Annotated in this window: 6 protein-coding genes and 1 pseudogene; 3 read left to right on the top strand and 4 right to left on the bottom strand. The window is 70.9% G+C overall.

What is annotated here, in order from left to right; genetic code table 11:
• Positions 1 to 196 precede the first annotated feature (196 nt).
• The gene (locus tag ABT114_RS09430; RefSeq protein ID WP_351140318.1) at positions 197 to 2,071 is read left to right on the top strand and encodes an AMP-dependent synthetase/ligase; all 1,875 of its coding nucleotides are present in this window, start codon (positions 197 to 199) and stop codon (positions 2,069 to 2,071) included.
• Between the two features lie 97 nt (positions 2,072 to 2,168).
• On the opposite strand, the gene ABT114_RS09435 is transcribed toward ABT114_RS09430, so the two are convergent.
• Both ABT114_RS09435 and ABT114_RS09440 read right to left on the bottom strand, forming a co-directional pair.
• Entirely contained in the window at positions 2,169 to 2,747 is a 579-nt protein-coding gene (locus ABT114_RS09435) for a response regulator (RefSeq protein ID WP_351140320.1), read from the bottom strand.
• Positions 2,744 to 6,847, bottom strand: coding sequence for a HAMP domain-containing protein (locus ABT114_RS09440; RefSeq protein ID WP_351140322.1), 4,104 nt, complete (start codon positions 6,845 to 6,847; stop codon positions 2,744 to 2,746). Before ABT114_RS09440 ends, ABT114_RS09435 begins: the two co-directional genes overlap by 4 nt.
• Positions 6,848 to 7,039: 192 nt before the next feature.
• Here ABT114_RS09440 and ABT114_RS09445 point away from each other — a divergent pair, with 192 nt between their 5' ends.
• A complete protein-coding gene (locus ABT114_RS09445; RefSeq protein WP_351140324.1) occupies positions 7,040 to 8,995 on the top strand; it encodes a SpoIIE family protein phosphatase in 1,956 nt (651 codons plus the stop codon).
• A gap of 189 nt (positions 8,996 to 9,184) precedes the next feature.
• Positions 9,185 to 10,417 (top strand): radical SAM family heme chaperone HemW, encoded by a 1,233-nt coding sequence (hemW, locus tag ABT114_RS09450; protein ID WP_351140326.1) that lies wholly within the window; start codon positions 9,185 to 9,187, stop codon positions 10,415 to 10,417.
• Positions 10,418 to 10,441: 24 nt separating this feature from the next.
• On the opposite strand, the gene ABT114_RS09455 is transcribed toward hemW, so the two are convergent.
• Both ABT114_RS09455 and ABT114_RS09460 read right to left on the bottom strand, forming a co-directional pair.
• The gene (locus ABT114_RS09455; protein WP_351140328.1) at positions 10,442 to 11,245 is read right to left on the bottom strand and encodes a DUF3097 domain-containing protein; all 804 of its coding nucleotides are present in this window, start codon (positions 11,243 to 11,245) and stop codon (positions 10,442 to 10,444) included.
• 45 nt (positions 11,246 to 11,290) lie between these two features.
• Positions 11,291 to 11,775 (bottom strand): annotated as a pseudogene (locus ABT114_RS09460) (MBL fold metallo-hydrolase).
• Positions 11,776 to 11,885: the final 110 nt, after the last annotated feature.

The raw sequence follows: 11,885 nt of genomic DNA on the forward strand, positions 1-11,885 counted from the left end.
GTGACAGGCCGCGGGCTCTTACGCAGTCGCCGGTCGCGTCTTACTCTGATCTCTGCTCGATAGTTACTCGCGAGTTAAACAACACCCGAACGACGGGCCGAACAACAGCCCGAACAACGGCCCGAACAACAACCCGTGAGTGAACCCCAGCCGCACTGAGCCAGCCGCCGCATTGCCGCGGGCCCCGGAGGATGTCGTGAGCGACACACAGACACTGATCGAGAACCGTCCGCCGTCCGTCGCGGGCCTCTTCCTGGACCGCGTGGCGGCCACGCCGGACGCCGAGGCCTACCGCTACCCGGTGGCACCGGCCTCGGGCCAGGGCCCGGACGACTGGAAGTCGCTCAGCTGGGCACAGGCCGCCGAGCGGGTCTACGCGATCGCCGCGGGCCTGATCGAGCTGGGTGTGCAGCCCGAGCAGCGGGTGGCCCTGGCCTCCTCGACCCGCGTCGAGTGGATCCTCGCCGACCTGGGCATCCTGTGCGCCGGCGCCGCCACGACCACGGTCTACCCGCAGACCAACGCCGACGAGTCGGCGTTCATCCTCTCCGACTCCGAGAGCCGGGTGCTGATCGCCGAGGACGCGGCCCAGCTCGCCAAGGCGCAGGAGAAGCGCGCCGAGCTGCCCGAGCTCACCCACGTCGTGGTGATCGACCCGGCCGGCGTCGAGACCGGTGACTGGGTCCTCACCCTGGCCGAGCTGGAGCAGCGCGGTGCCGCGTACCTGGAGAAGCACCCCGAGCTGATCAGGGAGCGGGTCGCGGCGATCAGCAAGGACCAGCTCGCCACCCTCATCTACACCTCCGGCACCACCGGCCGCCCCAAGGGTGTGCGCCTGCCGCACGACAACTGGTCCTACATGGCGAAGGCCATCGCCTCGACCGGGCTGCTCGGCCCCGACGACGTGCAGTACCTCTGGCTGCCCCTCGCGCACGTCTTCGGCAAGGTGCTCACCTCCGGTCAGATCGAGGTCGGGCACGTCACCGCCGTCGACGGCCGCGTCGACAAGATCATCGAGAACCTTCCGGTCGTCCAGCCGACGTACATGGCAGCCGTGCCGCGCATCTTCGAGAAGGTCTACAACGGGGTCGCGGCCAAGGCCCGGGCCGGCGGCGGCGCCAAGTACAAGATCTTCCAGTGGGCCGCCGACGTCGCCCGCGAGTACGCCAAGGCCAGCCAGGACAACTTCCGCCGCACCGGCGCCGCCAGCGCCCCCTTCGGGCTGTCCGCCAAGCACAAGGTCGCCGACGCGCTCGTCTACGCCAAGATCCGCGAGGCCTTCGGCGGCAACCTGCGCGCCTGCGTCTCCGGGTCGGCCGCGCTCGCGCCCGAGATCGGCTACTTCTTCTCCGGCGCCGGCATCCACATCCTCGAGGGCTACGGGCTCACGGAGTCCTCCGCGGCCTCCTTCGTCAACCCCGGCGAGGCCTACCGCACCGGCACGGTCGGCAAGCCGCTGCCCGGCACGGAGGTGCGCATCGCGGACGACGGCGAGATCCTGCTGCGCGGCCCCGGCATCATGGAGGGCTACCACGGGCTGCCCGAGAAGACCGCCGAGGTGCTGGAGTCCGACGGCTGGTTCCACAGCGGCGACATCGGCGAGCTGTCGGCCGACGGCTATCTGCGCATCACCGACCGAAAGAAGGACCTCATCAAGACGTCCGGCGGCAAGTACATCGCGCCGGCGGAGGTCGAGGGCCAGTTCAAGGCGGTGTGCCCGTACGTCTCCAACATCCTCGTGCACGGCGCCGACCGGAACTTCTGCACGGCGCTCATCGCGCTGGACGAGCCGGCGATCCTGGACTGGGCGAAGGAGAACGGGCTGGCGGGGAAGTCGTACGCCGAGGTCGTTGCCGCGCCCGCGACGGTCGCCCTCGTCGAGGGGTACGTGAAGGAGCTCAACGAGGGGCTTCAGCGGTGGCAGACCATCAAGAAGTTCCGGCTGCTGCCGCGGGATCTCGATGTGGAGCACGGTGAGATCACGCCCAGCCTGAAGCTGAAGCGGCCGGTGGTGGAGCGGGAGTACAAGGATCTCATTGACGAGATGTACGCCGGGGCTCGCGAGGCGTAAGGGGTGGCGGGGGACTGTGTGCGGCTGCACGTTCGTTGTGGCTGGTCGCGCCCACGTGGCGGAGCCGCGTGATCGACACAGCCCCGCGCCCCCAGGGTCAGGACACGCGTCCCCTGGCTACCAACTGCCGTAGCTCCCGAACCCGGGTGCGTAGGTTTGCCACGTCCAGGGGGCCGTCGTCCTCGGTCAGTTGAGCCTCCAGAGCCGCCAGCCGGGTGTTCAGCTGTGCACAGTGGACGTGCTCCTGTGTCAGCAACCGTTCCAGCTGCCGGCTCTTGCGGTGCAGGTCCAGGAAGACGCTGACCTTTGCCCGTAGCACCCACGGGTCGAACGGTTTCGTCAGATAGTCCGCGGCGCCGGTCGCGTAGCCGCGGAAGGCGTAGCCGGAGTCGTCGTCCGCGCCGGTCAGGAAGATGATCGGGACGTCCTTGGTCTGGTCGAGCCGCTTGATGTTGGCGGCGGTCTCGAAACCGTCCATGCCCGGCATGCGGACGTCGAGCAGGACGAGGGCGAACCGCTGACGCAGCAGTGCCTTCATCGCCTCCTCGCCCGAACGTGCCCGGACGAGCGGCTGGTTGAGGGAGCCCAGGACGGCTTCCAGCGCGGTCAGGTTGTCCTCCATGTCGTCGACGAGGAGTATGGCCGCGCGTTCGTCGGTCGTGGCCTCAGCGCTCATGGTGACGGTGCCTCACTCGATGCGTGCCCCGCCGACCCCGCGTGGTCCGTGGGGTCCGCGTGGTCCGTGGGGTCGGCGTTCTCGGGGTCCAGGAGGGCGCAGACGACGGTCAGCAGCCGGTCCACGTCCACCGGCTTGGGTACGTAGTCGTTGGCGCCCCGTGCGATGGACTTCTCCCGGTCGCCGGGCATCGCCTTGGCCGTCAGCGCGACGATGGGCAGCCCGGTCCAGCGCGGGGTGCGGCGGATCGCGGCGATGGTCTCGTAGCCGTCCATCTCCGGCATCATGATGTCCATCAGGACGAGTTCGACGTCCGGGTTGCGCTCCAGGGTCTCGATGCCCTCGCGGCCGTTCTCCGCGTAGAGGACCGGCATGCCGACGCGGCCCAGGACATGGGTGAGCGCGAAGACGTTGCGGATGTCGTCGTCCACGATCAACACCCGTCGGCCGTGCAGCACCTGACCCGCCCGGCCCGACTGCCACGCCTCCAGCTTGGTCGGCAACGGCCAGGAGTCGTCGGAGTCGTGCGTGGCCGGGTGGGACTCGGCGGCCGGCTGCCCGGGTACGGCCACCGTCGGGCGGTTCTCCCTGGCGGGGCCTGTCGCCGGGTGGTTCTGCGGGGCGGGGCCTGTCGCCGCGTGGCCGGGGCTGGCGACGGGGACGTACAGGGTGAAGGTGGAGCCCTTGCCGGGCTCGCTCTCCGCGACGATACGGCCACCGAGCAGGCCCGCGATCTCCCGGCTGATGGACAGGCCCAGGCCCGTGCCGCCGTACTTGCGGTTGGTCGTGCCGTCGGCCTGCTGGAACGCCTCGAAGATCACCGGGAGTTTCTCGGGGACGATGCCGATGCCGGTGTCGGAGACGGCGAACGCGATCACCTCGTCGCTGCCCTGGACGTAGCGGTGTTCGGGGTCCGCCACCCGGCTGACCCGCAGCTCCACCCGGCCGGACGCGGTGAACTTGACCGCGTTGGAGAGCAGGTTGCGCAGGATCTGCTGAAGGCGCTGCTCGTCCGAGTACATCTCGCGCGGCACCGCCTCCCCGACCGACAGCTCGAAGGCGAGTCCCCGGTCCAGGGTGAGCGGGCGGAAGGTGGCGTGGACGTAGTCCAGTAGCTTGATCAACGGCAGTTTCTTCGGCCGTACGTCCATCCGGCCCGCCTCGATCTTCGACAGGTCCAGGATGTCGTTGATCAGCTGGAGCAGGTCCGAGCCCGAGCGGTGGATCGTCGAGGCGAACTGCACCTCCTGGTCGGAGAGGTGGCCGTCCGGGTTGTCGGACAGCAGCCTCGCCAGGATCAGCAGGGAGTTCAGCGGGGTGCGCAGCTCGTGCGACATGTTCGCCAGGAACTCCGACTTGTACTGCGAGGACGTCGCCAGGAGCGCCGCCTTCTCCTCCAGTTCCGCGTTCGAGCGCTGCAACTCCGCCTGTTGTTTCTGGAGTTCGTCCGAGCGTTCCTGGAGCTGCATCGCCAGGCGCTGGGACTCGCCGAGCAGGGACTCCGTGCGGGAGTTGGCGATGATCGTGTTGATCGCGACGCCGATGGTGTTCACGAACTGGTCGAAGAACGCCAGGTGCACGTCCGAGAAGCGGGAGAAGGACGCCAGCTCGACCACGCCGAGGAGCTTGTCCTCGAAGAGGATCGGGATGATGACGATCGTGGTGGGCGCGGCCTCCCCCAGACCACTGTTGATCTTGATGTAGTCCGGTGGGGCCTCCTCCACCAGGATCCGCTGCTTCTCGCGGGCCGCCTGGCGGACCAGGCCGTGCACCGGGAGGCCGCCCGTCTCGACGGTCGCGCCCTGCGCCGAGCCGTAGCCCGCTATGAAGGCGAGGCCCTTTGCAGGAACGGTTGTGCGTACGCCCGCGTCGTCCTCCGGATCGGCCAGGTAGAACGCGCCGTACTGGGCGTTCACCAGCGGCGTCAGTTCGCGCAGGATCAGGTCGGCGACCTCCATCAGGTCGCGATGGCCCTGCATCAGGGCCGCGAGGCGCGCCAGGTTGGACTCCAGCCAGTCCTTCGCGCGGGTCGTCTCGCGCAGGTTGGCCACCATCAGGTTGATGTTGTCCTTCAGTTCGGCGACCTCGCCCTGCGTCTCCACCGTGATCGAGCGGGACATGTCGCCCTGCGCCACGGCGGAGGCCACTTCGGCGATCGCGCGGACCTGGGTGGTCAGGTTCAGTGCGAGTTCGTTGACGTTCGTCGTCAGGCGCTTCCAGGTGCCGTACACGCCCTCCACCCGTGCCTGGCCGCCCAGTTGCCCTTCGGAGCCCACCTCGCGGGCCACGCGTGTGACCTCGGAGGAGAAGGAGGAGAGGGTGTCGACCATCGTGTTGATGGTGGTCTTCAGCTCCAGGATCTCGCCGCGCGCGTCCACGTCGATCTTCTTCGACAGGTCGCCCTGCGCCACGGCCGTCGCGACCTGGGCGATGTTGCGGACCTGTGAAGTCAGGTTGTCGGCCATGTAGTTGACGTTGTCGGTCAGGTCCCGCCACACGCCCGACACGCCCAGCACCTGTGCGCGCCCGCCCAGCCGCCCGTCGGTGCCGACCTCCCGGGCCACCCGGGTGACCTCGTCGGCGAAGGCGCGCAGCTGCTCCACCATCGTGTTGACGGTGTCCTTGAGTTCGAGGATCTCGCCGCGCGCGTCGACGGTGATCTTCTTGGACAGGTCGCCGTTGGCCACGGCCGTCGTCACCTGGGCGATGTTGCGGACCTGCGAGGTCAGGTTCAGCGCCATGAAGTTGACGTTGTCGGTGAGGTCCTTCCAGACGCCGCTGACGCCCCGTACCTGGGCCTGACCGCCGAGGTTGCCCTCGGTGCCGACCTCGCGGGCCACGCGGGTGACCTCGTCGGCGAAGGCGGAGAGCTGGTCGACCATCGTGTTGATCGTCGACTTCAGCTCCAGGATCTCGCCCTTCGCCTCGACCGTGATCTTCTTGCCGAGGTCGCCCTGGGCGACGGCGGTGGACACGAGGGCGATGTTGCGGACCTGGGAGGTCAGGTTGTCCGCCATGAAGTTGACGTTGTCGGTGAGGTCCTTCCAGACGCCGGAGACGCCCCGTACCTGGGCCCGGCCGCCGAGGTTGCCTTCCGTGCCGACCTCGCGGGCCACGCGGGTGACCTCGTCGGCGAAGGCGGAGAGCTGGTCGACCATCGTGTTGATCGTCGACTTCAGCTCCAGGATCTCGCCCTGCGCGTCGACGGTGATCTTCTGGCTCAGGTCGCCGTTGGCCACGGCCGTCGTCACCTGGGCGATGTTGCGGACCTGGGAGGTCAGGTTCGACGCCATGAAGTTGACGTTGTCGGTGAGGTCCTTCCAGACGCCTGAGACGCCCCGCACCTGGGCCCGGCCGCCCAACTGGCCCTCCGTGCCGACCTCGCGCGCCACGCGCGTGACCTCGTCGGCGAAGGCGGAGAGCTGGTCGACCATCGTGTTCACGGTCAGCTTCAGCTCGAGCAGCTCGCCGGTCGCCTCGACGGTGACCGTGCGGGTCAGGTCGCCGCGGGCCACCGCCGTGGTCACCAGGGCGATGTCGCGCACCTGGGCGGTCAGCCGGGACGCCATCGTGTTGACCGCCTCGGTCACGTCCCGCCAGCTTCCCGACAGCCCCTGCACCTTGGCCCGCCCGCCGAGCCGCCCCTCGGTGCCGACCTCGCGGGCCACCCGGGTCACCTCGCCGGTGAACAGCGACAGCTGGTCGACCGTCTTGTTCACGGTCCGGCCGAGCCGCCGCAGGTCACCCCGGAGCTGCCGGCTGCCGTCGTGCAGGTCGACGCGCTGGGTCAGGTCGCCGCCGGCCACCGCGTCCAGCACGCGCGTGGCGTTCGCGGCCGGGGCCACCAGGGCGTCCAGCACCTGGTTCACGTCGTTCACCCGGGACGTCCAGGCGCCCGGACCCGGGCTCGCCGACAGCCGCTCGTCGAGCCGCCCGTGCCGGACGAGCTCTCTCTTGACGCGCTGCACCTCGGAGTTGAAGTGCGTGCTCCGGTCCATGATCTGGTTGAAGACCGCGGCGAGTTCGGCGATCATCCCCTGGCCGGTCTCCTGGCCGGTCTCCGGCACCTTGGTGAAGTCGCCGTCCCGTGCGGCGGTCATCGCGGCGAGCAGAGGGCGCAGTTCGGATGCTCGAATGTGTTCAGGTTTCTGCCCGTCTTCGAACACACGCGTAGCACGGTTCTCACTCATGGCGGCCCACTTCGGTAACTCGGCGCTTATGGGCGGGGTCAGTCTGTCACTCTGTCGGCATCGACTGAGGCGTATTCGTCCGAACCGCTCGGGGAGCTGTCCATGGGGGCCATTCCGACGCAACGGGAGACTCTCTCCCTTGCTTCCGATGCTTCCGGTGCCTGCGACGCTCCCGCGCCGGAGCGTGCGCAGGTGTGCGCCATCCTGTCCGGAAGCTCCCTCGCGCCGGGCTCCGCCCGCGCACTCGTGCGCGCCGCGCTCGGCGAATGGGCCGAGCGCGGCCTGCCCGGCACCGCCCACCTCACCGACCGCCTGGCCGACGACGCCACGCTGGTCGTCAGCGAGCTCGTCACCAACGCCGTCGTCCATGCCGGCACCGACGTCGAGGTGGTGTGCCGCCTGGAGGAGCCGGCGGGCGCCGTCGTCGTCGAGGTCTCCGACCAGCACCCCTCGCGCGCCCCGCGCGACGGCGGCACCGAACCGTCTTACGAGACGCCGGAGTACGGGCGCGGCCTCCGCCTCGTGGCCACGCTCGCCGAGGCCTGGGGCGTCACCTACAGCAGGGGCGCCAAGACGGTGTGGGCGCGGCTGCCCGTCGAGCCCGCCGCCGACGATTCCGAGGCCTACGGTGCCGAGCGCGCCCCGGCGTACGCCCTGGGCGTCGCGGAGATCCTCGCCCCCGAGCCGCAGCAGGCCGAACGGGACCGGGACTGGCTGGGCCGCGGTGCCCTGTCCTTCCTCGCCGAGGCCTCCGACCTGCTCGCGGGCCAGCTCGACGAGGACCTGGTCGCCGCGCTCACCGGCCAGCTGATCGTGCCGCGGCTGGCCGACTGGTGCGCGGTGTGGCTCGAGGACGAGGCCACCGGCCGCGGCGGCTGGGGCGACGCGGCCGTGGGTGCCGGGCCACGGCTGGCCCGGGTCTGGCACGGCAGCGAGAACGTCCTCGAGGAGCTGCGCACCGCCCTGGAGAAGGACCCGCCACGACCGCCGGACGCTATACGTTCCGGGCCGGTTCCGTTTCCCTGGCCCGGGGCGGCGTTAGGCGGGAGCGGGTCCCACGGATCCCACGGGTCCGGGGCTTACGGGTCCCACGGATCCCGAGGGTCCCGCGGTACGGCGCTCGCCTACCGTCTCGTCGCGGGCGGGCGCCCGCTGGGCACCCTGGTCATCGGGCGGGCCGGGCTGGCGCGCTTCCCCGACGAGGTCACCGGGCTGGTGGAGGACCTCAGCCGCCGCGTGGCCCTCGCCATCGGCGCGGCCCGCCAGTACGCCCGCCAGGCCACCATCAGCGCCGTCCTCCAGCGCGGGCTGCTGCCCGGCGCCGTCGCCGAGATCCCCGGCGTGCGCAGCGCCCTCGTCTACGAGCCGTGCGACAAGGGCGGCCCCAGCGGCGACTTCTACGACCTCTTCCCGGCCGGCGACGGCCGCTGGTGCTTCGCCGTCGGCGACGTCCAGGGCAAGGGCCCCGAGGCGGCCGTCGTGATCGGCCTCGCCCGGCCCTGGCTGCGGCTCCTGGCCCGCGAGGGCTACCGCGTGGCCGACGTCCTCGACCGCCTCAACCAGCTCCTCCTCGACGACGCCACGGAGGCCGCCGACGCCGCCGCCCGCGCCCTCGTCGGCCCCGCCGGCCCCGGCGACGGCCCGCAGACCCGCTTCCTCTCCCTCCTCTACGGCGAACTTGCCCCCTTCGACGGCGGCGTCCGCTGCACCCTCGCCTCCGCCGGACACCCGCTGCCGCTGCTCCTCGGGCCCGACGGCGGCGTCCGCACGGTCGCGCGGCCGCAGACCCTCCTCGGGGTCTTCGAGGACGAGACGTACACCAGCGAGACCTTCGAGCTGCGCCCGGGCGACAGCCTGCTGTGCGTCACGGACGGGGTGACCGAGCGGCGCTCCGGCTCGCGCCAGTTCGACGACGGCGACGGCCTCGCCGCCGCGTTCGCCGGGTGCACGGGGCTCGACGCCGAGCTGATCGCGGAGCGCATCAGACGGCTGGTGCACGAGTTCGGCGGACATCCGCCGGAGGACGACCTGGCGCTGCTGGTGCTCCAGGCCGAGTAGCCGTCCACTTGGTAAAGCCTCCGTGCGGTAACCCTCCGTGCGGTAACCCTCCGTGCGGTAACCCTCCGTGCGGTAACCCTCCGTGCGGTAACCCTCCGCGCGGTAACCCTCCGCGCGGTAACCCTCCGCGCGGTAACCGTCCACGGGGTAACCCTGGGGTAACCCTCCACGTGCTGGACAATGGAGGACATGCCTTCCGCACTCCCCGACGGCGAGCCCGTCCCCGACGACGGCGCACTGCCCGCGCCCGCGCTCGCCGGGGCGGCCGACCGCCCCCTCGGGTTCTACCTGCACGTCCCCTACTGCGCGACCCGCTGCGGCTACTGCGACTTCAACACCTACACCGCGACCGAGCTGCGCGGCACCGGCGGCGTGCTCGCCTCCCGCGACAACTACGCCGAGACCCTGATCGACGAGATCCGCCTGGCCCGCAAGGTCCTCGGCGACGACCGGCGCGAGGTCCGCACGGTCTTCGTCGGCGGCGGTACGCCCACCCTGCTGGCCGCGGACGATCTCGTACGGATGCTGGGGGCGATCCGCGACGAGTTCGGGCTGGCGGCGGACGCTGAGATCACGACGGAGGCGAACCCGGAGTCGGTGAACCCGGCCTACCTCGCCACACTCCGGAACGGTGGCTTCAACCGGATCTCCTTCGGCATGCAGAGCGCCAAGCAGCACGTACTGAAGATCCTCGACCGCACCCACACCCCCGGCCGCCCGGAGGCATGCGTCGCGGAGGCGCGTGCGGCGGGCTTCGAGCACGTCAACCTGGACCTGATCTACGGCACGCCCGGCGAGTCGGACGACGACTGGCGGGCCTCGCTGGACGCGGCGCTGGGCGCCGGCCCCGACCACATCAGCGCGTACGCCCTGATCGTCGAGGAGGGCACCCAGCTCGCCCGCCGCATCCGGCGGGGCGAGGTACCGATGACGGACGACGACGTCCACGCCGACCGGTACCTGATCGCCGACGAGGCACTGTCGGCGGCGGGCTTCGACTGGTACGAGGTGTCGAACTGGGCGACGTCCGAGGCGGGCCGCTGCCTGCACAACGAGCTGTACTGGCGCGGCGCCGACTGGTGGGGCGCGGGCCCCGGCGCCCACAGCCACGTCGGCGGGGTGCGCTGGTGGAACGTGAAGCATCCGGGGGCCTACGCGGCGGCGCTCGCGGAGGGACGGTCGCCGGGGGCCGGGCGTGAGCTTCTGTCGGACGAGGACCGCCGGGTCGAGCGCATCCTGCTGGAGCTGCGCCTGCGGGAGGGCGCGCCGCTGGATCTCCTGCACGAGACCGGCCTCGCGGCCTCCCGTCGGGCACTGTCGGACGGGTTGCTCGAAACGGGGCCGTACGAGGAGGGGCGGGCGGTGCTCACCTTGCGGGGGCGGCTGCTGGCGGACGCGGTGGTGCGGGACCTGGTGGACTGAGGGCGACCCCCGCGGCGGCAGGCTTCAGGGCACGGTCACGTGGTCGATGAGCCGCTCCACGGAGCCCAGCAACTCCGGCTCCAGGTCCTTGTAGGACCCCACCCGCGCCAGAATCGCCTGCCATACCGCCCCCGTGTTCTCCGGCCACCCCAGCGCCCGGCACACGCCCGTCTTCCAGTCCTGCCCGTGCGGGATCCGGGGCCACGCCTCGATCCCCAGGGCCGACGGCTTCACCGCCTGCCAGATGTCGATGTACGGGTGGCCCACCACCAGCGCGTGTTCGCTCGTCACCGACGCGGCGATACGGGACTCCTTGGAGCCCGGCACCAGGTGGTCCACCAGGACACCCAGGCGGGCGTCCGGGCCGGGGGAGAACTCGGCGACGATCGACGGGAGGTCGTCGACGCCCTCCAGGTACTCCACGACCACGCCCTCGATGCGCAGGTCGTCGCCCCACACCTTCTCGACCAGTTCGGCGTCGTGCCGGCCCTCCACGTAGATGCGTCCGGCGCGGGCCACCCGCGCGCGTGCGCCGGGGACGGCCACCGAGCCGGATGCCGTACGGGTGGGCCGTGGCGGAGCCGAGGACGACGGGCGGACCAGCGTCACCACCCGGCCCTCCAACAGGAAGCCCCGCGGCTCCAGCGGGAACCCCCGGTGCTTGCCGAAGCGGTCCTCCAGCGTCACCGTGCCCGCCTCGCAGCGGATCACCGCCCCGCAGAAACCGGTCCCGGGCTCCTCGACCACCAGGCCGGGCTCGGCGGGGACCTCCGGCACAGGCTTGGGCTTCTTCCACGGCGGAGTCAGGTCGGGCGAGTACTGGCGCATTCGGATGACGATAGGAGAAACCGTCGGCGTGTCGTGGGCGAGGGCTCACGACACGCCGAAACGCTCTGCCGGCGCGTCCCGCTGCCCCCGTACGAAGGCCGCGTTTACCACCGCTCCGTGACCGGGCACCTACAGCGCGTCCGCGCCGCAGAGGTCCAGCAGGCGGTCCAAGCCGTTGCGCACCGCGTCCGCGTGCATCTCCTCGCGCCCTGCCGTGAAAGCGTCATCCGTGAAGGTGTCGCCCACTCCCGCCGCCCTCAGCACAGTCGCGCCCGCGAACACCGCCGCCCCGAAGACATGGTCGAAGTGGGGGGGTGGGTGAGTGCGAGAAAACGCACACGGCCGCCGGCGATCGCCTCCGCCTGCCCGCGCAGCGGGGCGCCCTCAGTGAGGCGCGAACCGGCGTCGACCAGCAGCGCGGAACCGTCCCCCACGACCAGCCCCACCGTGCAGTCCCACAGCGGAAGACGGCACCGTCCGACGACCTCGGCCAGCCGCTCCCACCCCAGCTCTTCCCAAGTCACCGTCATGCGGCGACGCTAGCGGTAGCAGTGGGCCCGTCACGTCGTCGCAGGCCCAGCCTTGCCCGGGGTGTACCCCACGGCCGTACACTGGCTCGGGGAACGCTGGCACTCGCGCG

Source organism: Streptomyces sp. NPDC002088, from assembly GCF_040296605.1.
In the GTDB taxonomy this organism is placed as follows: Bacteria; Actinomycetota; Actinomycetes; order Streptomycetales; family Streptomycetaceae; genus Streptomyces.